At 37.6% G+C, this 26,338-nt stretch carries 29 protein-coding genes and 2 pseudogenes; 3 read left to right on the forward strand and 28 right to left on the reverse strand.

What is annotated here, in order from left to right; translation table 11 throughout:
- The 3 genes and pseudogenes from BPMYX0001_RS33315 to BPMYX0001_RS23100 all read right to left on the reverse strand — a co-directional run.
- Positions 1-241 (reverse strand): annotated as a pseudogene (locus tag BPMYX0001_RS33315) (NADH-quinone oxidoreductase subunit C); the annotation flags it as partial.
- Complete coding sequence (gene nuoB, locus BPMYX0001_RS23095; RefSeq protein ID WP_018764931.1) at positions 238-756, reverse strand: NADH-quinone oxidoreductase subunit NuoB; 519 nt, start codon at positions 754-756, stop codon at positions 238-240. The pseudogene BPMYX0001_RS33315 and the gene nuoB, both read right to left, overlap by 4 nt.
- Entirely contained in the window at positions 747-1,115 is a 369-nt protein-coding gene (locus BPMYX0001_RS23100; protein ID WP_006096649.1) for an NADH-quinone oxidoreductase subunit A, read from the reverse strand. Before BPMYX0001_RS23100 ends, nuoB begins: the two co-directional genes overlap by 10 nt.
- 427 nt (positions 1,116-1,542) lie before the next feature.
- On the opposite strand from BPMYX0001_RS23100, the pseudogene BPMYX0001_RS29640 reads away from it, so the two are divergent.
- Positions 1,543-4,218 (forward strand): annotated as a pseudogene (locus BPMYX0001_RS29640) (putative bifunctional diguanylate cyclase/phosphodiesterase).
- Between the two features lie 74 nt (positions 4,219-4,292).
- Here BPMYX0001_RS29640 and BPMYX0001_RS23110 read toward each other — a convergent pair.
- The 18 genes from BPMYX0001_RS23110 to BPMYX0001_RS23195 form a co-directional block, all read right to left on the reverse strand.
- Entirely contained in the window at positions 4,293-5,132 is an 840-nt protein-coding gene (locus BPMYX0001_RS23110; RefSeq protein ID WP_006096651.1) for a DUF975 family protein, read from the reverse strand.
- Between the two features lie 210 nt (positions 5,133-5,342).
- Positions 5,343-5,744, reverse strand: coding sequence for a F0F1 ATP synthase subunit epsilon (gene atpC, locus BPMYX0001_RS23115; protein ID WP_006096652.1), 402 nt, complete (start codon positions 5,742-5,744; stop codon positions 5,343-5,345).
- A 20-nt stretch (positions 5,745-5,764) separates the two neighbouring features.
- The gene (gene atpD, locus BPMYX0001_RS23120; RefSeq protein WP_006096653.1) at positions 5,765-7,159 is read right to left on the reverse strand and encodes a F0F1 ATP synthase subunit beta; all 1,395 of its coding nucleotides are present in this window, start codon (positions 7,157-7,159) and stop codon (positions 5,765-5,767) included.
- A 236-nt stretch (positions 7,160-7,395) separates the two neighbouring features.
- On the reverse strand, positions 7,396-8,256 hold the full coding sequence (gene atpG / locus BPMYX0001_RS23125) for a F0F1 ATP synthase subunit gamma (RefSeq protein ID WP_003202288.1): 861 nt from the start codon (positions 8,254-8,256) through the stop codon (positions 7,396-7,398).
- Between the two features lie 215 nt (positions 8,257-8,471).
- Positions 8,472-9,980 (reverse strand): F0F1 ATP synthase subunit alpha, encoded by a 1,509-nt coding sequence (gene atpA, locus BPMYX0001_RS23130; protein ID WP_006096654.1) that lies wholly within the window; start codon positions 9,978-9,980, stop codon positions 8,472-8,474.
- Positions 9,981-9,991: 11 nt separating this feature from the next.
- Positions 9,992-10,534: a F0F1 ATP synthase subunit delta gene (locus BPMYX0001_RS23135; protein ID WP_018764928.1), complete on the reverse strand. Its 543-nt coding sequence runs from the start codon at positions 10,532-10,534 to the stop codon at positions 9,992-9,994.
- On the reverse strand, positions 10,531-11,037 hold the full coding sequence (atpF, locus tag BPMYX0001_RS23140; RefSeq protein WP_003202282.1) for a F0F1 ATP synthase subunit B: 507 nt from the start codon (positions 11,035-11,037) through the stop codon (positions 10,531-10,533). The genes BPMYX0001_RS23135 and atpF overlap by 4 nt, the downstream gene beginning before the upstream one ends.
- A 126-nt stretch (positions 11,038-11,163) precedes the next feature.
- A complete protein-coding gene (atpE, locus tag BPMYX0001_RS23145; protein ID WP_000052064.1) occupies positions 11,164-11,382 on the reverse strand; it encodes a F0F1 ATP synthase subunit C in 219 nt (72 codons plus the stop codon).
- A 61-nt stretch (positions 11,383-11,443) separates the two neighbouring features.
- Positions 11,444-12,163 carry a F0F1 ATP synthase subunit A gene (atpB, locus tag BPMYX0001_RS23150; RefSeq protein WP_006096655.1) on the reverse strand — a complete coding sequence of 240 codons (720 nt, stop codon included), beginning with the start codon at positions 12,161-12,163 and terminating at the stop codon, positions 11,444-11,446.
- Between the two features lie 7 nt (positions 12,164-12,170).
- Positions 12,171-12,563, reverse strand: coding sequence for an ATP synthase subunit I (locus BPMYX0001_RS23155; RefSeq protein ID WP_006096656.1), 393 nt, complete (start codon positions 12,561-12,563; stop codon positions 12,171-12,173).
- A complete protein-coding gene (locus tag BPMYX0001_RS23160; RefSeq protein ID WP_001171217.1) occupies positions 12,563-12,787 on the reverse strand; it encodes an AtpZ/AtpI family protein in 225 nt (74 codons plus the stop codon). The genes BPMYX0001_RS23155 and BPMYX0001_RS23160 overlap by 1 nt, the downstream gene beginning before the upstream one ends.
- Before the next feature lie 26 nt (positions 12,788-12,813).
- Positions 12,814-12,927, reverse strand: coding sequence for a DUF4024 domain-containing protein (locus BPMYX0001_RS23165; protein WP_003202277.1), 114 nt, complete (start codon positions 12,925-12,927; stop codon positions 12,814-12,816).
- A 373-nt stretch (positions 12,928-13,300) separates the two neighbouring features.
- Positions 13,301-13,930: a uracil phosphoribosyltransferase gene (gene upp, locus BPMYX0001_RS23170; protein WP_003202275.1), complete on the reverse strand. Its 630-nt coding sequence runs from the start codon at positions 13,928-13,930 to the stop codon at positions 13,301-13,303.
- 451 nt (positions 13,931-14,381) lie between these two features.
- On the reverse strand, positions 14,382-15,623 hold the full coding sequence (gene glyA, locus BPMYX0001_RS23175) for a serine hydroxymethyltransferase (protein WP_006096657.1): 1,242 nt from the start codon (positions 15,621-15,623) through the stop codon (positions 14,382-14,384).
- 251 nt (positions 15,624-15,874) lie between these two features.
- On the reverse strand, positions 15,875-16,447 hold the full coding sequence (locus BPMYX0001_RS23180; protein WP_018764926.1) for a TIGR01440 family protein: 573 nt from the start codon (positions 16,445-16,447) through the stop codon (positions 15,875-15,877).
- A gap of 57 nt (positions 16,448-16,504) precedes the next feature.
- Positions 16,505-16,948, reverse strand: coding sequence for a ribose 5-phosphate isomerase B (rpiB, locus tag BPMYX0001_RS23185; RefSeq protein WP_003202270.1), 444 nt, complete (start codon positions 16,946-16,948; stop codon positions 16,505-16,507).
- Between the two features lie 138 nt (positions 16,949-17,086).
- Positions 17,087-17,527 (reverse strand): low molecular weight protein arginine phosphatase, encoded by a 441-nt coding sequence (locus BPMYX0001_RS23190; RefSeq protein WP_018781180.1) that lies wholly within the window; start codon positions 17,525-17,527, stop codon positions 17,087-17,089.
- 264 nt (positions 17,528-17,791) lie between these two features.
- A complete protein-coding gene (locus tag BPMYX0001_RS23195; protein WP_006096660.1) occupies positions 17,792-18,289 on the reverse strand; it encodes a PTS sugar transporter subunit IIA in 498 nt (165 codons plus the stop codon).
- 390 nt (positions 18,290-18,679) lie between these two features.
- Between BPMYX0001_RS23195 and BPMYX0001_RS23200 the strand changes: the two genes are divergently transcribed.
- Both BPMYX0001_RS23200 and BPMYX0001_RS23205 read left to right on the forward strand, forming a co-directional pair.
- Positions 18,680-19,066: a DoxX family protein gene (locus BPMYX0001_RS23200; RefSeq protein ID WP_006096661.1), complete on the forward strand. Its 387-nt coding sequence runs from the start codon at positions 18,680-18,682 to the stop codon at positions 19,064-19,066.
- Positions 19,067-19,432: 366 nt separating this feature from the next.
- On the forward strand, positions 19,433-20,044 hold the full coding sequence (locus BPMYX0001_RS23205) for a flavin reductase family protein (protein ID WP_003202262.1): 612 nt from the start codon (positions 19,433-19,435) through the stop codon (positions 20,042-20,044).
- Between the two features lie 65 nt (positions 20,045-20,109).
- Here the strand turns inward: BPMYX0001_RS23205 and BPMYX0001_RS23210 are convergent, their stop codons facing one another.
- The 7 genes from BPMYX0001_RS23210 to prfA form a co-directional block, all read right to left on the reverse strand.
- Positions 20,110-20,385 carry a DUF3935 domain-containing protein gene (locus tag BPMYX0001_RS23210; RefSeq protein ID WP_018781178.1) on the reverse strand — a complete coding sequence of 92 codons (276 nt, stop codon included), beginning with the start codon at positions 20,383-20,385 and terminating at the stop codon, positions 20,110-20,112.
- 229 nt (positions 20,386-20,614) lie between these two features.
- On the reverse strand, positions 20,615-21,163 hold the full coding sequence (locus BPMYX0001_RS23215; RefSeq protein ID WP_006096663.1) for a manganese efflux pump MntP: 549 nt from the start codon (positions 21,161-21,163) through the stop codon (positions 20,615-20,617).
- Positions 21,164-21,496: 333 nt separating this feature from the next.
- A complete protein-coding gene (locus tag BPMYX0001_RS23220) occupies positions 21,497-22,540 on the reverse strand; it encodes an L-threonylcarbamoyladenylate synthase (RefSeq protein ID WP_006096664.1) in 1,044 nt (347 codons plus the stop codon).
- A gap of 107 nt (positions 22,541-22,647) precedes the next feature.
- Complete coding sequence (locus BPMYX0001_RS23225; protein ID WP_018764922.1) at positions 22,648-23,106, reverse strand: GNAT family N-acetyltransferase; 459 nt, start codon at positions 23,104-23,106, stop codon at positions 22,648-22,650.
- 50 nt (positions 23,107-23,156) lie between these two features.
- Positions 23,157-24,032, reverse strand: coding sequence for a stage II sporulation protein R (spoIIR, locus tag BPMYX0001_RS23230; RefSeq protein WP_006096666.1), 876 nt, complete (start codon positions 24,030-24,032; stop codon positions 23,157-23,159).
- A gap of 311 nt (positions 24,033-24,343) precedes the next feature.
- Positions 24,344-25,195 (reverse strand): peptide chain release factor N(5)-glutamine methyltransferase, encoded by an 852-nt coding sequence (gene prmC / locus BPMYX0001_RS23235; protein WP_006096667.1) that lies wholly within the window; start codon positions 25,193-25,195, stop codon positions 24,344-24,346.
- A complete protein-coding gene (prfA, locus tag BPMYX0001_RS23240; protein ID WP_026008495.1) occupies positions 25,195-26,262 on the reverse strand; it encodes a peptide chain release factor 1 in 1,068 nt (355 codons plus the stop codon). Before prfA ends, prmC begins: the two co-directional genes overlap by 1 nt.
- Between the last annotated feature and the right edge of the window lie 76 nt (positions 26,263-26,338).

Consider the following 26,338-nt stretch of genomic DNA (forward strand, 5'->3'; position numbering starts at 1 on the left):
TTGCTTTCTGCTTCGCTAACGCTGCCTCCTTTGCTTTTGCTGCCTCTGCGGCAAGTCGTTTTGCTTCCTCTATATTTATCTCCGCCTCTTTTGGTAGCGCTTTCTCTTTTTCTTCTCCTTGTACCTCACTCTTAGACATTTCCACCTCATGCCTAGCAGCAAGCCGTTTCCGCGCTTCTTCTTTCGCATGTCTTGCCGCCTCTTTTTTCATGTCCTCTATCTCTTTATTCGGATCGCTCATCTATTCGTCACCTGCTTTCCAGTCTTTGCTTCGTAACGAATCTTCTCTTTTAATTTATTAATCCCATAAATTAAAGCAGCTGGGTTCGGGGGACATCCTGGAATGTACACATCTACCGGTACGATTTGGTCCACCCCTTTCACAACAGCATACGAGTTCACATACGGGCCACCAGCTGTTGCACAAGAACCCATTGCAATAACCCATTTCGGTTCTGGCATTTGATCGTATAAACGACGCACAATTGGTGCCATTTTCTTTGTTACTGTTCCTGAAACAATCATGACATCTGATTGCCTCGGCGATGTCCGGAAAAATGACCCAAACCGGTCTAGATCATAATGCGATGAGCCAACTCCCATCATTTCAATCGCGCAGCATGCAAGTCCAAATGTCATCGGCCATAAAGAATTACTACGTGCCCATCCTTTTATCTGTTCAAGTGTTGTAAAAAAGATATTTCTCTCTAATTCCGCTCGTTCCCCTGGATGTAAATCTTCAAAATTTATAACCATTGTAACACCTTCTTTTTCCAAGCATAGGCCAAACCAATGAGCAACATAATGACAAAGATCAACATTTCAATAAGCGCGAACAAACCAAGCTTGTCATATGCGACAGCCCACGGATATAAAAATACAGTTTCCACATCAAAAATGACAAACAATAATGCAAAAATATAATAACGAGCATGAAAACGAACATTTGCATCATGATAGGGTTCAATTCCGCTTTCGTACGTCGTTTCCTTTGCTGCACTTGGTTTATGTGGGCGCAGCAGCTTGCCTAATGTAAGAGCCACTACCGGCAGTAATATGCCCAATAGTAAAAAGATGCCAACAATCATATAACTATTTTCATATACATTTGCCACCCTGAAGCCCTCCCCCCTAAATTAAGAACAAGTTCACTTAGTAAACAATATGTCTCACCTGCATTATTTATTATTTTTAAATTTTTCTAAATAATGCAACTATTACGTTCATTATAACAAACTTCAAATTCCTATGTCGATATATTGGGAAAAAGAAAAACCAAGTAACATAAGGTGAGATTTTCCCTCATACTACTTGGTTTACAGTCATTTTAACCAGTTTAATAACCACTCAACTCTCCCCTCATTTTTACAATTTGTCATAAATGTGTAAAATAAAATATGGACACTGCATATACGTATCAAGCAACTTCTTCAAGAAAATAGAAAAGACGCTTTATACTCGTCTATATCGCAGGTGAATTTAGTGAAAACAAAGAATCACACACATTTAACCATCCTTATAGGCTCTTTATTGTTATACCTTATGATTCACTATATAGGATTACTTTTTTATTCAAAATACTCTATTCCATTTCAAATGATCACAGGCTTAACGACCATCTCGCTCGACATTATAATTTGTAGTTATTTGCTCTATTTTTCACGCAATAAAAAAGGGCATTATTATAAAATTTAGATGTCATTAACAATTGGTTCGGTATTTTATTTTATCGGTGATATCATCGTTGCTTATCAACGCTTCATTTTGCACGAATATTATACATTTGTTGATCCGTCTGATGCCTTTTATTTATTATTTTTAATCAGCTACATAGTGGCATTCTTTTATACACTGATGTATGAAAGTACAACATGGAAAAAACTCTTTACCTTATGTAATGTTTGCATCATTGTCACGGCTTTATTTACAATATGCTATTACCTTTTTATTTCGAATGTTATTCATACAAATATAATGTCTCCTATAGCTCCATTTGTTTTACTTATGTATCCAATGGCAGATTTAGTATTTTTATTAATAGGAATTAGCTTATTATTCCGTCCGCTATCTTTGATGTCAAAACAGGTTGCTGCTCTACTTAGTAGTGCTCTTATTTTTTATGCCATTCTAGATTCGGTTTATGCTTACATTAAATATATTAAACCTGGATACTCTATGTTTATTATTGCACCATTTTATCAAGCTTTATTCATGATGGTTACATTTGCATGTCTCATTCGTACAAATGCAAAACAGAAACCTAGCCAAGTATTATTAACACCTAAATCTGGTGAAACAATTCGTTTATCGTTACCATATATATCTGTTATTACACTTATTACTTTTATATTAGTGGAACATACCTTTTCTCCTGTTTTAGTAGTTGGCTTTATCATCACATTTTTCTTCGTATTACTTCGCCACCTGCTAATACGAAGACAAAATAAAAGACTTTTACTACAACAACTCCATTTCAGTCAAGAACTAGAAAAACAAATTGAGTTACGCACAGAAGATTTAGTAGATCAAAAAAATGAATTGTTTCAAAGCAAGCAAATGTTTAAATCTTTATATGAACATCATCCAGATCCAATTTTCACATTAGATTTATATGGGGATTTTTTAAATGTTAATAATGCCGGAACTACATTACTTGGCTATCAAACAAACGAGTTGTTACAAAAACCATGTCATTCCCTCGTTTATGAAAAGGATTCACAAAAAGTAATCGACGCATTCCGCCATGTAAAACAAGGACGCTCTATTTCTTTAGATATACGAGCATACCATAAAAACAGAGACATTTATTATTTACACGTTACAGCTGTTCCTATTATATTAAAGGAACATATTACAGGAATTTATCTGATGATTAAAGACATTACAGAAAGTGAACAACAACAAAGGCAAATTAACTTCCTAGCATATCATGATACATTAACTGAACTAGCAAATCGCCGTGCTTTCCAGGAATACCGTGAATCCGCCATTATAAAGGCGAAAAAAGAACAAGAATCCTTTGCAGTTATATTTCTTGACTTAGATCGCTTTAAAATTATAAACGATACTCTGGGACATCGAATAGGAGACCTTCTCTTAATTGCTGTAGCAAAACGATTGAAGCAAATTTCAAAACAAAATGTGAAGATTGTGCGGCTTGCTGGAGATGAATTTACACTTCTTATAGAAGATTATGAAGAAAACTCTGAAGTGCAAAGAGTTGCAGACAACATTTTATCATCGATGAATAAACCATTTGAAATTGAAAATCATCTACTGCAAATCTCACCAAGCATCGGTATCGCCATCTATCCAGAAGATGGTGAAGATGTGATGTCTATTTTGCAGCATGCTGATATGGCGATGTATGAAACGAAACATAAAGGGAAAAATGGTAGTTCTTTTTATACAAAAGAGCTGTATGAAAAGATAGAACGAAAAGCTAGAATTGAAAAAGACTTACCGCTTGCCTTAGCAAATCATGAATTCTCTATCGTCTACCAACCACAAATCGATGTCGTCACAAAAAAGGTAATCGGAGCAGAGGCATTAATTCGTTGGCAACATCTAGATCTAGGTGTTATCTCTCCGTGTGAGTTCATTCCGATAGCGGAAGAAACGATTCAAATAATCCCGCTCGGTCACTGGATGTTAAAACAGACTTGTCAACAACTGCAAGCTTGGCATCAATTTGGCTATACTGATTTAAATATGAGCGTTAATTTATCAGCAAAAGAATTTCAGCAGGATAACTTAATCGATGTAATTCTAAATATACTGCAAGAAACAAACTTGGAGCCCAAATTCTTAACACTCGAATTAACGGAACGAATCGCCATGATAGATGAAGAAGAAACTTTATTAAAGCTAAGACAATTAAAAGAATACGGAGTTCAAACATCAATCGATGATTTTGGCACCGGCTACTCGTCACTTGCCTATCTATCTCTTTATCCAATTAATACATTAAAAGTACCAAGAGAATTCACACAAATGGCTGAACATCGCGAAGAAGAAAAAGCGATTGTATCAACGATTCTTTCACTTGCAAATACATTACAACTCTCCGTTGTTGCAGAAGGAATTGAAACGAAAGAACAACTCCAATTCTTACAAAACAATGGCTGTAAATATATGCAAGGTTATTACTCTAGCAAACCGCTAAGCGGTAAAGAATTTATGAAATTCCTACAAAAGACCCCCAGTATGAACAATTAATGTTCATGCTGGGGGTTTTCATCATTCAAAAAGATAAAGTACATATGTGCATCTCGTTTCTATATGTACTCCTATCATAATTCTTTATTTGATATGTGTTGATAAAAATGCGCTGTCGTTGTTAAAAAATATGGACATAACAAAACAAATCCTATTCCAAAAATAAACATAGCTAACACGTTCCAACCCATGAAACTTAGCCATAAAAAAGGAATTATAGGTAACACTGCCCAACCGATGAAGCTCAACCATAAAAGGAATAAATCCATTTTATGCCCTTTCATAATTGCCTTACTCTCTTTCATCGCTTGTAAAACACCATATTCCGGATGTTCTATCATAACATAATATGTCATTGTATAAGAAAAATAAATAATAATAACAATAATAAATGCAATAATCAATAGAACTAAAAAGGCAATACCTAATCCTTCTCCAGCTCCATTACCAACTTGTGCTAACAAAAAAAAGATACTGATTACTACAACAGGAATCCAAATCCCACAATATAAAAAGATTAAGAACATTGGTTTCGCAGCATTCCACATTCTTTTAAAACCACGGAATCCTTCAAATAAAGCATCTAGTGAAGCATCTTTTCTCCTACTGATCTGTACATACACGCTCGTGAGACCATACGCCATAATACCATATGATGCAATATTAGCAATTATTATAAGTAAATAGAACATCACAATGCCAAGACCTACACCGATTCCCATCTCTTCCCCTTCAAATATAGTTGTATAATCGACTACTAATAAAAATACAATAGCAAAAGGCAGTATTATAATAAGTCCGAGGATTATCGATATAAGATAGTTTAAAATAAAATATAAAATTGTCGAACCTATACCCAGTCCCCATCTCCCCTTCAATGATTGCAAAGCTTCTCGTTTCATTTCACTAATCAAATTCTCATCCCCTTTTGTTCAACCAAAGTCTCGAGTTTCTAAGTAGAAACATAATAATTATACCATTTTTATGATACATAGTTTTCCATTTTTTAAAATATAGGGAAATGTTGATTGAGAGAGCTTTTTTATACTTAACCTTTTTCTTTTACAGTACTTTAACATCACAGCATAAAAAATCCGTAAAGGAATGAACCTTTACGGATTTTTTTATTTCATATCAGAAACGTTCAAACGGTTTACTGCACGCTGCAGCGCCAGTTCTGCACGCTTGAAGTCAACATGTACTTGTTTATCTTGCATACGTTGCTCAGCACGGCGCTTCGCTTCGTTTGCACGATGAATATCGATATGGTTTGCTTCTTCAGCAGATGGTGCTAATACTGTTACTTTATCTGGACGAACTTCGATAAAGCCACCGCTTACTGCTACATAATCAGTGTGACCGCCATTTTTCAAACGAACCGCACTAATTTTCAGCGGTGCAACAGTTGGAATGTGACCTGATAAGATCCCCATTTCCCCACTTTCTGCCTTCACGCTTACCATTTCTACTTCTTTTTCGTAAACCGGTCCATCAGGAGTTACAATACTGACTGGAAATGTCTTCATAATTCGTCCCTCCTAAGGCCTTACGCCATCATTTTCTTCGCGTTTTCAATAACTTCTTCAATACTACCAACAAGACGGAATGCATCTTCTGGAAGGTCATCATATTTTCCTTCTAGAATTTCTTTGAAACCACGAACTGTTTCTTTTACAGGTACGTAAGAACCTTTTTGACCTGTAAATTGCTCCGCTACGTGGAAGTTTTGTGATAAGAAGAACTGAATGCGACGAGCACGTTGTACAACTAACTTATCTTCTTCAGAGATCTCATCCATACCTAAGATAGCGATGATATCTTGAAGCTCTTTATAACGTTGAAGAGTTTGCTGTACTTGACGAGCTACTTCATAATGCTCTTCTCCTACGATTTCTGGAGAAAGTGCACGAGATGTAGATGCTAATGGATCTACCGCTGGGTAAATACCCATTTGTGTTAAACGACGCTCTAAGTTTGTTGTTGCATCTAAGTGAGCGAACGTTGTAGCTGGTGCTGGGTCAGTATAGTCATCGGCTGGTACATATACCGCTTGGATAGACGTGATAGACCCTTTATTTGTAGATGTAATACGTTCTTGTAATTGACCCATTTCTGTTGCAAGTGTTGGCTGATAACCTACCGCAGATGGCATACGACCAAGAAGGGCAGATACTTCAGAACCCGCTTGCGTGAAACGGAAGATGTTATCGATGAACAATAGTACGTCTTGTCCTTGCTCATCACGGAAATGTTCAGCCATTGTTAAACCTGTTAATGCAACACGTTGACGTGCACCAGGTGGCTCGTTCATTTGTCCGAATACCATCGCAGTTTTCTTGATTACGCCAGAATCGCTCATTTCATGGTATAAGTCGTTACCTTCACGAGTACGCTCACCTACACCAGCGAATACAGAGATACCACCGTGCTCTTGTGCGATGTTGTTAATTAATTCCTGAATTAATACTGTTTTACCTACACCGGCACCACCGAATAGACCGATTTTACCACCTTTAATGTAAGGAGCAAGTAAGTCTACTACTTTAATACCAGTTTCAAGAATTTCTACTTTTGTAGATAACTCTTCGAATGCAGGTGCTTGACGGTGAATTGGATCACGGCGTACATCTGCTGGAACCTCACCATCTAAGTCAATTGCATCACCTAATACGTTAAATACACGACCAAGTGTTGCATCACCAACTGGAACAGAAATCGCTTTGCCAGTATCTTCTACTGCAGTACCACGAACAAGTCCGTCTGTGGAAGACATCGCAACTGTACGAACTGTATCATCACCTAAGTGAAGTGCAACTTCTAAAGTTAAGTTAACTGCGTCTTGTTTAATTCTAAGGGCATTGTAGATTTCAGGTAGCTTTCCGCCGTCAAACTTAACGTCTACAACCGGACCCATGATTTGCGTAACGCGCCCTTTATTCATCGGGTTCCCTCCTAGCTTTCTTTAAATTAGCCAGCTTTCTATGAGAGTCGGCTTTCATTTTTTATTAGTATAGCTTGGGCGACTCTTCCAAAAGAGCCGCTTCCGCTTTTTATTAATCTAGCTCCAGCGGTTAGAATGCTCGGTGACTTCGCTTTTTCCTGCGAGGCAAAGAGCGCCTCTACGTCAAAAGCTCCATCCCCCTCCCATTCTGAACGAACCGCTTCCGCCTTATATTACTATTCTAACGCTGCTGCGCCACCAACGATTTCCGTAATCTCTTGCGTAATCGCTGCTTGACGAGCACGGTTGAATGAAAGTGTAAGTGAATCGATAACTTCCATCGCGTTGTCTGTAGCACTTTTCATTGCTGTCATACGCGCTGCGTGTTCACTTGCTTTACCGTCTAGTAATGCACCGTACACTAAGCTTTCTGCGTATTGTGGCAATAACACTTTTAAGATATCTTCTTCAGAAGGTTCAAATTCATAAGCTGTCGTCGGTTTGTCAGATGTCACTTCCGTAAGCGGTAAAATTTTATTTTCCGTTACTTCTTGTGAAATTTTACTTACAAAATGATTGTAGTAAATGTACAGTTCATCATAAGCACCATCTGCGAACATCGCGATTGCTCGAGAAGCAAGGTCTTTAACATCTGTAAATGATGGGTGGTCAGATAATCCAACTACTTCATCAATAATGTTAAAGCCGCGACGTTTTAAATAATCACGTCCTAGTCGTCCAAGCACAATAATTGAATATTGGTTTGAATCCATATTATGACGTTCACGAATTACGTTACTTACTGTACGTAATACGTTACTGTTATAACCACCTGCTAGTCCGCGATCAGATGTAATAACGATGTATCCTGTACGCTTTACAGGACGCGCTGTTAGCATTGGATGATTGATCCCTTTGCTACCTTGCGCAATACTCGCTACTACTTCTTGAATCTTTTCCATATACGGAACGAAAGATTTAGCATTTTGCTCTGCACGACTTAACTTCGATGCAGATACCATCTCCATCGCTTTCGTAATTTGACTCGTTTTCTTAGTCGAGTTAATTTTCGCTTTTATATCGCGTAAAGATGCCACAGGTTTTCACCACCTTTTTTCCGGAAGTTGGCACGATTAGTAAGAATCCTTTTCGTTCATCTTTCTAATCTACATTGCAAGATATTCTTGCTCATGATTGAAGGAAAAGAATAGGTGCACCTACTCTTTTCCTCTACATAACCGTCAGCAATTCCTGTAAGAATTGCCTGTTTATATAATCTAGTTTCAGCGGCAGAAGCCGCTTCCGCTTTTTATTATTCAGAAGCTACGAATACTTTTTTGAATCCGTTGATTGCTGCTGCAAATTTGTCGTCATCCGCAAGTTTCTTTGTTGTGCGAATTTCACTTAATAGCTCAGCTGCATTTGAATCTAACCAAGCATGGAATTCTTCTTCAAAACGAGTGATATCCGCTACTGGAATATCATCTAAGAATCCACGTGTTAAAGCGTAAAGAATAATAACTTGTTTCTCTACTCGTAACGGCTTGTGTAATCCTTGTTTTAATACTTCAACTGTGCGAGCACCACGGTTTAATTTCGCTTGTGTTGCTTTATCAAGGTCAGAACCGAACTGAGCGAACGCTTCTAACTCACGATAAGACGCAAGGTCAAGACGAAGTGTACCTGATACTTTACTCATCGCTTTAATCTGAGCAGATCCACCAACACGAGATACTGAAGTACCTGCATCAATCGCTGGACGTACGCCAGAGAAGAATAAATCAGATTGTAAGAAGATTTGTCCATCTGTAATAGAGATTACGTTTGTTGGAATGTAAGCTGATACGTCCCCTGCTTGTGTTTCGATGAAAGGTAGAGCTGTTAAAGAACCGCCGCCTCTTGCATCACTTAATTTTGCCGCACGCTCTAGTAAGCGAGAATGTAAGTAGAATACATCCCCTGGATATGCTTCACGACCTGGAGGACGACGTAATAGTAATGAAAGCTCACGGTAAGCAGCTGCTTGTTTTGATAAGTCATCATATACTACTAATACGTGTTTACCATTGTACATGAACTCTTCACCCATTGTTACACCAGCATAAGCAGCTAAGTATAATAATGGAGCTGGTTGAGAAGCTGATGCAGTTACAACGATTGTGTATTCTAACGCACCGTGCTTACGTAGTGTTTCTACTACGTTACGTACTGTAGATTCTTTTTGTCCAATTGCAACGTAGATACAAATCATATCTTCATCTTTTTGATTTAAGATTGTATCAAGTGCAACTGCTGTTTTACCAGTTTGACGGTCACCGATGATTAACTCACGTTGACCACGACCGATTGGTACAAGAGCATCGATCGCTTTAATACCTGTTTGAAGTGGCTCATGAACAGATTTACGATCCATTACACCTGGTGCTGGACTTTCGATTGGACGAGTGCTTGTTGTATTGATTGGGCCTAAACCATCTACTGGTTGACCTAATGGGTTTACAACACGACCGATTAGTTCTTTTCCTACTGGCACTTGCATGATGCGACCAGTACGACGAACTTCGTCACCTTCACGGATTTCTGTGTAAGGTCCTAAAATAATGATACCTACGTTATTTTCCTCTAAGTTTTGTGCTAGTCCCATAACGCCGTTAGAGAACTCTACAAGTTCACCAGCCATAACGTTATCTAGACCATGAGCACGCGCGATACCGTCACCAACTTGGATAACTGTACCAACATCACTAACTTCGATTTCAGACTGATAGTTCTCAATTTGTTGCTTTATCAGTGCGCTAATTTCTTCAGCTCTGATGCTCATGTGCTTCACCCCTATCTATTCTTCATAAGTTCACGCTGAATACGTGCTAATTTTCCTTGTAAACTACCATCATAAATGCGATTTCCAATGCGTACTTTAATGCCGCCTAGTAAATCTTCATCTACAACATTTTTTATACGGATTGCATCTTTTCCTGTTCTTTTTGCAAATGATTCTGCAATGTTAAGCTTTTCATCTTCTGATAGAAGACGAACTGAATATACAGTTGCATCAGCTACGTTACGTTCTTCATTAGCAAGAGCAACATATTCATTTGCAATTTCAGGTAGAATTTCAATACGTTTGTTATCAACTAAAATATATAACGTATTTAAAATTGATTCAGAAACAGAAGCAAACACGTTAGAAAGAAACGTTTTTTTCTGCTCCTTTGAAATGTTTGGTTGTGTTAAAAAGCTATGTAGTTCTCCGTTTTTTACAAAAACGTTTTGTACAAGGCGTAATTCTTCCTCAAACATTTCTAATACGTGTTTTTCTTTTGCAATTTGAAAAAGAGCGACAGCATAACGTTTTGCTACAATCTCATTGCTCATCGCGCTTCTCCTACTTCTTTAATATAATCGCGAATTAACTTCACTTGGTCTTCTTCTTTTAATTCTTTCTCAATTACTTTAGAAGCAATTTGAACAGATAAAGAAGCGACTTGTTCTTGCAGAGCAGCAATCGCATGCTCTTTTTCGCGTTGAATTTCTTGTACAGCAGATGCTTTAATAGATTCTGCTTCTTCTTTTGCAGCAGCAACAATAACATCTTTTTGATCTTCTGCTTGCTTTTTCGCTCTTTCGATTAACTCTTGTGCTTCAACACGTGATTGTTTTAACATTTCACGTTGTTCTTCTACTAATTTCTTCGCCTCTGCATTGTTTTGTTCTGCAGCATCGATTTCACTAGCAACATGCTCTTCACGTTCCTTCATAATTCCCATCAAAGGACCCCAAGCAAATTTACGTAGCATGATTAATAAAATTAGGAAAACTAACAATGTATAAGCAATCGTTCCAAATGGAATGGCAGCTCCTAAAATTAAAGTTGGCACAAGGATTCACTCCCTTCGTGATATCTAAATTGACTATATGAAAAAAAAGACAACCATTTCGTTCATAAAGCAATGGCGAAGAAAGTCCAAAAACACTCTTCGCCATCTATGTAAGGGGAGTCTCCCTTATTTGTTCATTACGATGAATGCAATAACTACACCGATGATTGGAAGTGCCTCAACTAATGCAACCCCGATGAACATAATTGTTTGAAGTGCGCCTTTTAATTCTGGTTGACGAGCAACACCTTCGATTGTACGTGATACGATAAGACCGTTACCAATACCTGCACCTAATGCTGATAAACCAATTGCAATTGCAGCTGCGATTACACCTAAACTCATTTAATTTGTCCTCCTTTGTATTATAAAAAAATAGATTTTTTTACTTACTTATTAAAGTATATTAATGGTCATGACTTACTTTATGAGCCATATAAACCATCGTTAACATTGTAAAGATAAACGCTTGGATTGAACCAACGAATACACTGAATCCCATCCATGCTAACATCGGCACAATAGCACCTAATGCTCCAAGTACTGTACTTCCGCCTAATTTAGCAAGTAATCCTAATAAAATCTCACCAGCATAGATGTTACCGAATAGACGAAGACCTAACGTTAATGTGTTAGCAAATTCCTCAATAACCTTTAAAGGAAATAAGAACTTCATAGGTTGGAAAAATCCTTTTAAGTATTCTTTTGTACCCTTCATCTTAATTCCATAATAATGGGTGAGGGTAACTACCATCACGGCTAATGTTAATGTAACTGCTGGGTCAGACGTTGGCGATCTCCACCATGCAATGTGTTCACCAGCCTCAGTTGTTGAATACATGAATGGTAGGCCGAGCATGTTTGATACGAAAATAAACATCATAAGTGTAACGCCGAGTGTTAAAAAGCGTCCACCTGTTTTCCAGTCCATCGTACTGTTAATAATCCCTTTCGCAAAGTCTAAAATCCACTCAAGAAAGTTTTGCATTCCTGTTGGACGAAGAGCTAATGTGCGAGTTCCAATAACAGCGATTAAGAAAACAATAACTGCTGCCACAGTAACCATCATGACTGAGGACAAATCGAACGTTAAACCTAGAAATTCAACTAATTTACCGTGTTCCACTAGTAATTCACCTCTCTTCCCTGCTCTTATACTCTAAATAAAGAAAATCTATGATCATGACAAGATATCCTGTCAGCAATCCTACACCTAAGCTCCACATCGCAATTAAATGCTGATATTTCGCGGCAAATAAAATTAATAACCCAATCGTGGCAAATCTCGAATATGTACTAACAGCCGTTGCTTTAAATTTCACGTTTTCTCCATTTGTAACGCGATCTAATAGCTTGTCTGTTCTACGTGCAATGATGCGCAAACTAAGAAAACTGAAAATCGTTCCGATAATCAGTCCAAGAAATACATCCTTGTAAGAGGTAAATCCCCATCCTAGCACTAGAAGCGCAAGCAAGTAGTACATATATTTCTTTTGTCTGTGGACAAGTCCATGTACGTCTATCATCATTGCTCTCCCGAATAGTAATGTCGAATGAGTCGAATCATTGCGTAAATCCCTGTTCCTAATCCTAGCAATAAGCCTATAATAAGAAACAACGGAAACGTTCCAACCTTACTATCAATCCATTGCCCACCAAAAATTCCAACAAGAATGGAACCAACTAATTGAGCAAGAATACCTGACATTAAAGCATAAGCTTTTACCGGGTTGCGATCGTTTTTTTGCAAGGATTCATCCCTCCAATATGTAACCCTCATTCACGATGTGTTAATAATAACTCATTTTCTTGCATAAATTCTATACAAAATAAAAAGTTTACTTTTTCGTCACGGAATAGATGCAAATTTGTCACTGAAAGCCCTACCATCCATCCCCGTAGTTAGCATACAATAGGGTATTAGCACTGTCAACGAGAAATCGTAAAAAATCAAAAAATTTGAGTATTAGTAATTTCTTGCCAAAAATGAAAACGTTCCCCTTCTAAATACTGGTCAAAGATATCTGATTTCTTCAAGTTTTCTCCTTATAATAGAAGAAAAAGTTCACAAGTTTGTCACTATTATATTTTTACGATATAACGTTTTTCTTCTATAATATAGGGCTTATTAGACGTTTGACTTCTATATTATATGTGAAAAATATGCAAGTTATGTTGCATATACAAAAAACACCATACTCCTCCCCTACCCTCAATATTTATACAAAAAAGACGAGTGGGGAATTCCCTCTCGTCTGTTGTCTTACTTCGTTCCAAATAAACGGTCACCAGCATCGCCAAGACCTGGAACAACATAACCATGGTCATTTAATTTTTCATCTAATGCCGCCACATAAATATCAACATCAGGATGTTCTTCTTGTACTACTTTTACTCCTTCTGGTGCAGCTACGATACACATTAATTTAATTTGCTTCGCACCGCGCTTTTTCAGAGAGTTAATTGCTTCAGCTGCAGAACCACCTGTTGCTAACATCGGATCAAGTACGATAAAGTCACGTTCTTCTACATCCGTTGGAAGTTTCACATAGTATTCTACCGGTTGCAATGTTTTTGGGTCACGGTATAAACCAACGTGTCCTACTTTTGCTGCTGGGATTAATTTCAGAATTCCGTCTACCATTCCTAAGCCTGCACGTAAAATCGGAATTAGACCAAGCTTTTTACCAGCGATCACTTTTGTTTTCGCTTTGCTTACAGGTGTTTCAATTTCGATTTCTTCAAGTGGAAGATCGCGTGTAATTTCAAATGCCATTAAGCTTGCTACTTCATCCACTAATTCACGAAATTCTTTTGTACCTGTATTTTTATCGCGAATATATGTAATCTTATGTTGAATTAACGGGTGATCAAATACATACAGTTTTCCCATGTGAATCTCTCCTTCAGATGATATTCATGCGTGCGTACACGCCGTTTTACACTATTTACGATTGTAAAGAAAACGCTACTAATATTCAAGGGCAAATTTGGAAAAGTTTCAAATCTATTATGAACCTACCTAATATCTTTACCAATTATGGAAGTCGTATCCTTCATTATATATCCAAAAATTATTCATTGTTTGTATACATACTTCGGAAGTTATCTATGTTCTCACTTAGCTAACCCGCTCTCCTATGTGGAAATATCCAAATTTTACTATCTTAAAACCCATTTATCCTGCCACTCGCAGACAGAGAAAACTACAATTTCATATCTTCTACGGTAGAAACTATCACTTATAGAAGGTATTCTGAAAAACTATCTATTAAGAACTTGTGTTTCAAATGAAAAAAAGACTGCTGAAACAATATATGCTTCAGCAGTCTTCATCTAATCTATTATAGATCTGTATACATTGGGAACTTATCTGTTAATGCTTCTACACGCTTACGTGCTTCTTCTAATGCAACTTCATCCTCATGATTTTTTAACGTATGAGCAATAATTGCTGCAATTTCATCCATTTCTTCTAATCCGAAGCCACGAGATGTTACCGCCGCTGTACCAATACGTATGCCGCTTGTTACAAATGGGCTTGCTGTTTCAAATGGGATTGTGTTCTTGTTTACAGTAATACCAACTTCATCTAATACATGCTCTGCAACTTTACCTGTAATATCTAGGTTACGAACATCGATTAAGATAAGATGGTTGTCCGTTCCACCAGAAACAAGTGTAAGTCCTTCCTTTTGAAGACCTTCTGCTAAGCGCTGTGCATTATTAATGATATTTTGTGCATATGTTTTAAAGTCTTCTTGAAGTGTCTCACCAAATGCAACAGCTTTCGCAGCAATTACGTGCATTAGTGGTCCACCTTGAATACCAGGGAAGATTGATTTATCAATTTGCTTTGCAAATTTTTCTTCACATAAAATCATACCGCCACGTGGGCCACGTAATGTTTTATGTGTTGTTGTTGTAACGAAATGTGCATGTGGTACTGGGTTTGGATGTAAACCTGCTGCAACTAAACCTGCGATATGTGCCATATCTACCATTAAGTATGCACCAACTTCGTCTGCGATTTCACGGAATCTCTTGAAATCGATAACACGAGGGTACGCACTTGCACCTGCAACGATTAATTTTGGCTTATGTTCTTTTGCTTTTGCTAACACATCATCATAATTGATGCGGTGTGATTCAGCATCAACGCCATATTCTACGAAATTATATTGTACCCCACTGAAGTTAACAGGGCTTCCGTGTGTTAAGTGACCACCGTGGGATAAATTCATACCAAGTACTGTATCGCCTTGCTCTAAAATCGTGAAGTATACAGCCATGTTCGCTTGTGCACCAGAGTGTGGTTGAACGTTCACATGCTCTGCGCCAAAGATTTCTTTTACGCGATCACGTGCAATATCCTCTACTACGTCTACATGCTCACAACCGCCATAGTAACGTTTACCAGGATATCCTTCTGCATACTTGTTTGTTAAAACAGAACCTTGTGCTTCCATTACAGCTTCACTTACGAAGTTTTCTGAGGCAATTAATTCAATTTTTGAACGCTGTCTTCCTAGTTCTGCTTCAATTGCAGCAAATACCTTTTCATCTTGACGTTTTAAATGATCCACCAAAATCCCCCTTTTCTGAACGAATTACACTGATTCCCGATAGTTTTTTCTTATTTATTGAGAAAAAACGAAAATTCAAGTTGTAATTCTTTAGAACCTTCATGTTTTCAACTACATTCTAACATGACTTTCTATATCATAAAAGAAAAAAAGACCGAGTTCGGTCTTTTCTTTTATCCTTTACGAAGTCAGACTACATACCTCTTTACATGTTATATAAAGGATACAGTATTTCTGTTTCTTCTTTATTTTTAGCTACAGGTAACTGTTTCTTCTACTGCCGCATATACAGCACGTGCCCCACCAATAAGTTTCGCACGTGTTTTAGCCATCGTTACGTGTGCACTTCCAATCTCTTTTACACGTGTACGAATTGGAACCGCAACATGTTTTAGATGCATACCAATAAATGTATCACCGATATCCATGCCCGCATCTGCTTTTATAAATTCCACGACTACAGGATCCTTTAGATTGTGATAGGCATATGTTGCTAATGCACCACCGGCTGATCTAACAGGCGTAACAGTTACAATTTCAAATTGATACTTCATTGCTACTTCTCTCTCTACTACTAAAGCACGATTTAAATGCTCACAACATTGGAATGCCAACTCTATACCAGCTTGCTCTTGAAATTGTTTTAGCTCAAAAAAAATCGCTTCCGCCACTTCCATCGTTCCTGATGTCCCAATTCTCTCTCCGAGCACCTCGCTCGTGCTACAGCCCACTACAAAAATTTGCCCGCTTTGTAAAGAAGCTTGCTCTTGAAAATCAGAAAGCGATATTTGTAGCTGCTCTTTCATTTTTACTATTTCCGTCATGACGCCTCTTCCTTCCACAGATTGGTTCAACAAATTATAGTATGTCCTAATAGAAGATTACTTCGCTTCGTATGTTTTAATTTTCCCTACGCGATTTTCGTGACGTCCGCCTTCATAATCAGTTGTTAGCCAAATTTTTGCGATATCACGCGCTAAACCCGCACCAATTACACGCTCACCCATCGCTAACATATTCGTATCATTATGTTCTCTTGTTGCTCTTGCACTAAATGTATCATGTACTAACGCACAGCGAATACCGTGTACTTTATTTGCTGCAATTGACATACCAATACCTGTTCCACAAATTAAAATACCACGGTCTACTTCACCATTTGCAACCATTTCTGCCGCTGGAAATGCAAAATCAGGATAATCAACAGAACCTGCTTCACATTCACATCCTAAATCAACATATTCAATATTCAATTCTTCTAATAAACTTACGATTTCTTTACGGATATTCATTCCACCGTGATCAGATGCTACTACTACTTTCATTTTGACCCCTCCAAAATTTTAGTGAAACTTCTATCAGGTAGGATTACTTATCCCCACTGATGAATGATTGCAAAAGTTTGATACTCACTTGCTCATTCCAAGCAAGGTCATCTCCAATATCGTATTATACACGAAACATTAACCTTCTGAATATTTTTCCAATAAAGTTTGTACAAGTTTTTCCATCTCTACTAATGTTGATTGATAAATAGAAAGAGAACCGCCAAACGGGTCTGAAATATCTTTACTTGTACCCTCTACAAATTCATAGAATGTATGCACTTTCTCCCTAGCACTCGGATGATATTCAACCGCAAGTTGTTTATGGCTTTCCGTCATCGTGAGTACCATATCAGCCCACTCAAGTAATTCATTCGTTATTTGCTGCGAAGCATGCGCTACTTTAATCCCCTTTTCTGCTAATGCATCTTTTGCATGTAAAGATGCATCACTTCCAAAACTGGCAAAAACACCAGCAGACTTCGCCTCAAATTTCCCTTCCCCATAGTGACGAAGCAACGCTTCTGCCATTGGGCTACGACATGTATTTCCAGTGCAAACAAACAACACTCGCTTCATCCAAATCCACTCCTTATGGTGAATGTCCTACATTCATCATAACGTACATTACAATGGAACAAAAGAAATGTGAACATACAAAAGGCGCATTTCCCTTTTATTTTTTCTAAGAGAAATACGCCTTATCCACATATATGTGAAACCCTAGTTCCAAGTACCTTCAATATAGTACCATACATCACTAAAACATCCCACGAAAAAAACTTATGACTAAATAAAATAAGGAATCCATTTCATATAAAATGGATTCCTTACAAAAAATCATTATTTCATTGTAACTTTCATTACTTCTGTTGAACCTTTTGTAGCTGAAACACCTACAGTTGTATTAATAGATTCAGCTGCATCTGTATTTGTAATAACAATTGGAGTAATTGTGCTTTTTGCTTTTTCGCGAATTAATTCTAAATCGAAAGAAATTAATTTATCGCCAGCTTTCACAGCTTGTCCTTCAGATACGTGGGCTTCGAAACCTTCGCCTTCCATTTTTACAGTTTCTAAACCAACATGGATTAAAATTTCTGTACCGTTTTTCGCTTTAATTCCAACAGCATGTTTTGTGTGGAATAATTGTACGATTTCGCCATCTACTGGTGCTACAACTACACCTTCAGTAGGAACGATTGCAACACCGTCGCCCATCATACGACCAGCGAATACTGGATCTGGTACTTCTTCAATATTTTTCACTTCTCCAGTTAATGGAGCTACGAGTGTTTCTACATTTGTTTTTGAACCAAGGCCAAATAATTTTTTAAACATAGGATAGTCCTCCTTATAATTAGGTTGAAAATGTATAGGGCAATCCCTAGTAAAGATTGAGATACACGTAAGACTTCACACTTCAAATATTATATTGTAAAAACGCTTTCGAAAAGAATTACGTTATTACCAATAGACCCTTATTGTATCGCTTTGCAAAATTCCAGTCAATTCAGATTGTCTGAATAACAATGATGAGAATTAACTTCTTACTTGTATTTTCTCTTTTTCTCCTCCACTTGTCTAGAGGTCTTTACAACATATTTATTTTTTATTATTGATTTGTAAAATTTTCTTCGAATTTCATAAGAAAGTCACTTGACTAAAGTAAGTAACTCATTTATTATAACTTACATAAGGTAAGTAAATAACTTTTTGGAGGTTTTATAAATGATGAACATCGGTCTTCTTCTTATTCGTCTTGTTATCGGAATTACATTCATGGGTCACGGTACTCAAAAATTATTTGGCTGGTTTGGTGGTCACGGTCTGAAAGGAACAGGCGGCTGGATGGAATCAATCGGCTTACGCCCTGGCGTATTCATGGCATTTATGGCTGGCGCAACTGAGCTATTAGGTGGTTTCTTATTCGCTGCAGGTATCTTCACTTGGGTTGGCTCATTATTTATCATTGGTACAATGCTAGTTGCAATCTTTACTGTACACGGAAAAAATGGCTACTGGGTAACACAAAACGGGTTTGAATATAACATGATCTTAATCGCTATTGCAGTTGGCGTTGCGTTAACTGGACCTGGCGCTTACGTTTTACTTTAATCAGTTATCTCAATTTCAAGATATATAAGTGCAAATTGAAAAAAACTTTTTTTAGGTGGGAGAGAGCATCCGGCCATGCATAGAAGCGGTCAGATCCTTTTCCAGCCCCATGCCAAGTGAAAACAAAGCGAGAAAATGAGTGCAGATCCTCTTTTATTCTTCATAGCCGCGACTTATATGTTGAAAAATCAAAATGTATTTATATATTTATTAATGATAGGAGTAGATTCCAAGCTGGAATCTACTCCTATTCTTTTTTCTCATTTACAAAAACCGTCAAAAAAATATTTTTTTAGCAGGAGTTTCCCTCCATTATCTTGTAAACAAACAAAGAAGTATTCATATCGAGGAAGGGAGATTACAAATATGCTTTCGATTAATCCAAACGAACAAACAGAAAAAGATAATTACAAATTATTAACAGGGAGTATCATTCCGCGCCCTGTAGCATTCGTAACTTCTGTAACAAAAGATGGTGTTTTAAACGGGGCTCCATATAGCTATTTTAATATCGTTGCTGCTAATCCGCCGCTCATTTCTGTTTCCGTACAACGTAAAGGAGGAGAAAGAAAAGATACTTCTCGAAACGCCATTGAAAAAGGTGAATTTGTTGTACATATTTCCGACGAATCCTATGTGGAGGCCATCAACGAAACCGCTGCAAACCTCCCTCCAAATCAAAGTGAAATTGAATTAGCGAAACTAACCCCGATCGAAAGTGATGTCATCTCCGTACCAGGCGTAAAAGAAGCGAATATTCGAATGGAGTGCGTATTAGAACGCGCCATCCCACTAGGTGGAACAGAAGACTCCCCAGCATGTGACCTTCTTATCGGCCGCGTTGTCCGGTTCCACGTCGCAGAACATTTATATGAAAACGGACGAATTCATGCAGAAGGACTAAAACCAGTAAGCCGCCTAGCAGGACACAACTACGCAAAATTAGGAGAACAATTTGAGCTTGTAAGGCCAATTTAAAAGTAGCGACAGCTCGTTCATTCCACAACAAAAAATCCCCCGCCATTATAAGCAGGGGATTTTTTTTATATTTCTTCACGCTTTTCTTCTAGCGTAGGCGCATTTTCCTTCTTCGGTTTTCCAAGCTTTACAACAAAGAAATATAAAGAGAGCAATGTAATAAGAAAAACGATAAAAAATGGATACGGCGAATAAAACATACGAGCCGTCTCTGTTTTTCCCTCAATAAATTTTAAAGAACTTATATCTAAAAACTCAGCAAACATTTGTACACCGAGCATACTAAACCAAAATACGAAAAAGCTAATAATAATACCCAAAATTTGTTTTACTCTTGTCACTTGTACCATCCCTTCTATGTATAAGAGTTAGAGTTATTTTTAGTACGACAAGCAATAATAGAAACAGTAAGGTTGTACAGGAAAGAGGCTTCCGTTATCATTCCCAATTTCATTTCATCCAGCAAAGTACTACTATTTATAAAATAGCCCCGCAAACAATAAACCTACATAACTATCTTGATAAAAATGTCAAAAACTAAATGTACCATTTTCTTATATGATAGCAAGATTATATTGGAAAAAGAAGACATAATCCAAACCCAACAAGAATAATACCGCCGAGTACTTCACCATATGTACCGAGCATATGCTTTGCATGTCTTCCAATAAGTAAACCACCCCATGCTAATATCATACTGACCAATCCAAACATCAATATTGTTACAACCATTTGCGCTCCGTAAATCCCGAGGCTGAGCCCAACTGAAAAGCTATCTATACTTACACTAAATGCAAATACCAATAAGCTAATTCCCACCGGAGCAGACCTTGTTTCTTCACTTTCTAAAATGGAAGAATACACAATATAAAATCCTAATCCAATTAACAGAATAGCCCCAGCAACAGTCGCAATATGCCCAAATTTCTCTGATAAAAAACGACCTAGTATCATACCGAGAAACGGCATAACAATATGAAACAGCCCTATTGTCATACCGATATAAATGATTTGTCGCATTCTGAGCGTTATCATACCCATGCCGAGGCTTACAGAAAATGCATCCATCCCTAAGGCAAATGCCATTATAATCAAAGGTACTAGTTGTTCAACCGTCATCCATGTCCCTCCTCGGACTTGCTACTTCACAATATGCTCATCCGAGGAGAAATAGAATCTACGAAATTTTTCTGTATAAAGTGAAACTTTAATCAGTGGGAATTTTCTTCATCCCCCACTGATTATTAGCCCCACTAATCGGGCTTTTACAGGATACATCCATTTCAATTATTCAACATTCACATTAGGGCCATGAAAAACAAAAGGTGACCCCGCGCTCGTTCTCTCCTTCTGGTTTCACTCGGCATGGGGCCAAAAAGGTACTGACCGCTTCTATGCATGAGCGGATCCTCTCTTCCACCCTAAAAAATAGGTTTTAATTTTTCAACTCGCCTACTCTTCAATAATAATATGATGCCCTGCCGCTTTCGTTAAACGGTTCATGATCGCATTTCCAATTCCTTCATTCGGAAATGACTCACTAAAAATCACATCTACTTTGCTGGCATCGAATGTTCTCAGCACATCGTATAATTTAGTTGCAACGCTTGCTAAATCACTTCGCACTCCGCAAGACAATACAACATCCGCTTTATATTCATGTTGATATTCTTCTGTCGTTAATACACCTACCGTATACCCTTCGTCTTTCTTCTGATCTATAAGCTGTTGAATAAAATCACGAGACCCTTCAACAATACTAAGTGGTGCTTTCGGTGCATAATGTGTATATTTCATCCCTGGTGCCTTCGGTTTTTCTTTCTCATCTTTTAGCGCAGGATCTAACGAAACAGTTCCGATCACTTCTTCTAGCTGCTCCTTCGTAATTCCACCTGGACGTAAAATCGTCGGTACTTCACTTGTACAATCAATTACCGTTGATTCAACCCCAACGCCAGTCGCACCACCATCAACAATACCAGCAATCTTTCCATTTAAATCTTCATATACGTGAGATGCTAGTGTTGGACTCGGACGCCCAGAACGATTGGCACTGGGTGCTGCAACAGGTACATTCGCTTCTTCAATAAGAGCTAGCGCCACTGGATGATCCGGCATTCTAACTCCAACTGTATCTAAACCAGCCGTAACCTTTTCAGAAATCCCCTCTTTTTTCGGTAAAATAATTGTTAATGGTCCCGGCCAAAAGTGCTTCATTAAGACTTCTGCAACCTCTGGTATTCCTCTAACAATTCCTTTTAACTGCGATTTAGAACCAATATGGACAATCAGTGGATTATCACTCGGTCTGCCTTTCGCTTCAAAAATTTTCGCAATTGCTTCATCATTCATCGCATTTGCTCCTAGCCCGTATACCGTCTCTGTCGGAAAAGCAATCGCTTCATTTTCCCTTAGTAATTTTGCTGCTTTTTGTAATTGTGGATAATCTTTTTTTATTTCCACAACATTATCCACAGTCCACATATTTGTATGCATTTTTTCCCACGTCCTTTTTTCCCATGAAATACTTGTTATATTTAGTTTACTATGAGATTTATCCAAAAGACAAACAAGGTTTATCCACAAAATGTGGATAAACCCAATTAATCAGTGGATAACTTTGTGAATAGCTGACAATTTAGTATTATTACATTCTGCTGTTTTATATTTTCACAAAAATGTTCTAACTGCTGAATATCCTCTGGAACTTTATGTTTTTCCACAGTTATAAAGTTAAAAAACTGAAAGATCGTCACAGATTGTGGATGATTTGTGAGTAAATATACTTGCCCCATACTTTTCTCTTTCATATACTGCAAAAACATTTCAAAAAAATATAAGAAAGTCTTGTTATCCACAATAGGTGTGAACAAACAAGAACGAATGAGTGCATTTTCTCCTTTTTGTTCATAACCAATTACAGCTTGTATCTCTCCGTCATCTTCCAATATCATAAATTGCTCGTATAACTCATTTATTTTATCATCTTTTTTATTAGCTTGTCCGAAAAAAGAATGTAATCTCTCAACATCAGCGTTTGTAGCAAAATAAGTCTTTTTCACAACAAATCCCTCCTCATTTCTATATATGAGGAAGGATTCCAAACTAGTACTTATTTAGAAAATAACGATGTGAATGCTTCTACAATAAATAATTTCACTTTCGGTTTTTCCTCTTGCTCTTCTATTTCTACTGTTTCAATTGTTTGTTTTTGTTTCTTCTCCAGAGGCTTTTCTATTTTTTCCACAGGCTGTTTTTCTCCCTGTTTTACGCTTTTTTCTTGTGCAATCTTTTCATTTGTTTCTTTCACAGGAGTTTGTACTTTTGAAATAACCTCTTTTTTCGATGTTTCTTGTCCCTTTTTTTGTTTCGACAGAACATCTTGATTTTGTTTTTCCGATACCTCTTCTTTTTCTTCCTGTATTTTTACTGGCTGTTCTTCCTCATCCATTGATTCTGCTTTTACAACATGCTCCTCTTTTTTTACAGCCGATCCACTAGAGAAATCTAGAAAACACATTGGCGGGAATAACACGCACCACCAATTTGCCCCTTCGCCTTTTCCAATTGAAATGAGTACTGCTTCATATTCCCCTGCTGGATAAATAAAATTCCCATATACTTTTGTAGGAAATTTAATGTTTTTGCTAAATGTAACTTGAAATGATTCTTTACTTCCTTCGCGTTTTAACGTATTAGCAACCGTTTTTTCAATTTCTGGGATGTGACTCTGAATAACGCGACGTGCGTCTTCAAACGATTTCAAATCTGCTACCCAACCATCAATTTGCGTCTTTACTTCATCGCGCACTTTACGTTTTAGCGCCTGATCTTCCTTCGAATCGCTATTTGCTAAAATACGTAATCGAACAGCTTCTTTCGGAATAACAGTTTTTCCCTTCGCATCAACTTTCATATATCCAAACTGCACAAGTAACTGTGCACCAATTAATAATAAAAGAAAATAGGCAATCGCTTGTTTTTTCATCTCCTACACCGTCCCTTCTGTAAACAGTGTAGACACTCTTACCTCTTTCTAAACTATTAAATTCTAAATCTATAGAAAAACTTTCGAGTGTAGTAAATACAAATTGAAAAAAACGATTTAAAACCTTTCTTTTTGGGTGGAAGAGAGCATCTAGCCATGCATAGATGCGGGCAAGGTCCTTTTTTCTTCCCATGCCACATGAAAACAGAAGGAGAAAACGAGGGCAGGTCACCTTTTATTTTTCATAGCCGCGACTTATATGTTGAAAAGGCAAAATGGATTATATAGAAAAATGGAGTAAGGTTCTATCCTTACTCCATTTCCGCAAATACCATACGATCTTTTCCGTTAATATCAAATACAACTTCTACATGGGCATGCGGAAATGTCTGCTGCAATAACCTTTTAACATCTTCACCTTGCCCTATGCCTACTTCAAAAGCAACAATTGCTTTTCTTTGCAAGACGTTTGGCAACTCTTCCATAAAACGGCGATAAAAATCAAGCCCATCTTCCCCGCCAACAAGCGCACGCTTCGGTTCATGCTCTTTTACAACCGGAGAAAGGCCTCTCCAGTCTTCTTCTGGAATATACGGGGGATTCGAAACAACAACATCTAATTTTTGCCCCGTTTCATAAAACGGTGATAATAAATCACCATGATAGAACGTTACATTTGCACCTAATGCTTTTGCATTTTCTTTCGCAACTTCAATAGATTCCTGTGCGATATCTACTGTATACATATGAAGATTTTGATTTTCTAAAGCGAGCGTAATTGAAATTGCTCCACTTCCCGTACCAATATCAGCTATATGCAGTTCCTGCTTACCAAACATACGCTGGATTCTATCTAATACACCTACTATAAGCTCTTCTGTTTCTGGTCTTGGTATTAATACTTCTTCATTTACGAAAAACGAACGACCATAAAACATTTCATATCCCATCATATATTGAACAGGAATCCCACCTACATGTTTGTGGATAAAGTTCGTAAACGTCTTCTGTTGTTCCTCAGACATTTCTTCACGCATGTTCATCATTAAGCCTGTTCGATTCGTCTTTAATACATGACAAAGGACAATTTCTCCCGCATTTTCATCTCGCCCATTTTCTTGTAAAAAAGAAGAAGCCCATTTCAGGGCTTCATAGACACGCATTACTCAGCTGCCTCCATCTTTTGCGCCTGATCTTCCATCACTAAGGCATTGATGAAATCATCTAACTTACCTTGTAAGATTTGATCTAGCTTCTGAATCGTTAAACCGATTCGATGGTCTGTAACACGGTTTTGCGGGAAGTTATACGTACGAATACGCTCTGAACGGTCTCCCGTACCAACAGCTTGTTTACGGTTTTGATCGTACTCAGCTTGCGCTTCTTGTCTAAATTTATCATAAACACGTGCACGTAATACTTTCATTGCTTTTTCTTTGTTCTTAATTTGCGATTTTTCATCCTGACAAGATACAACTACACCAGTCGGTAAATGCGTTAAACGTACCGCTGACATCGTTGTATTAACACTTTGTCCACCAGGACCACTAGAAGCAAATGTATCAACACGAACATCTTTTTCATGAATATCGATTTCTACTTCTTCTGCTTCCGGTAATACAGCTACAGTTGCTGTAGAAGTATGGATACGTCCACCAGATTCTGTTTCCGGAACACGTTGCACACGGTGTGCACCATTTTCAAACTTCAACTTTGCGAAAGCGCCTTTACCGTTGATCATAAAGATAATCTCTTTATATCCACCTAACTCTGTATAACTCGCTTCGATAATTTCAGTTTTCCAACCTTGTACCTCAGCATAACGGCTATACATACGGTATAAATCACCAGCAAATAAAGCAGCCTCATCGCCACCAGCAGCACCACGAACCTCCACAATAACGTTTTTATCATCATTCGGGTCCTTTGGAACAAGTAAAATTTTCAGACGCTCTGATAATTCTTTCTCTTGTCCCTCTAACTCAGAAACTTCTTCCTTTACCATTTCACGCATGTCAGCATCTAACTTTTCTTCTAACATTGCCTTCGCATCTCGTAATTGCGCACGAACATCTTTATACTCACGGTACACCTCTACCGTTTCTTGCATATCAGATTGTTCCTTTGAATATTCACGAAGTTTATTCGAATCACTAATAACCTCTGGATCACTTAACAGCTCGTTTAACTTCTCATAACGATTTTCTACAGCTTGCAAACGATCTAACACATCATTCACCTCAACATCCTAGTCTTTAATACAAATAGTATATGGTACTTAATCAAAAAAACGCAAATTATTATTT

Source organism: Bacillus pseudomycoides DSM 12442, assembly GCF_000161455.1.
In the GTDB taxonomy this organism is placed as follows: Bacteria; Bacillota; Bacilli; order Bacillales; family Bacillaceae_G; genus Bacillus_A; species Bacillus_A pseudomycoides.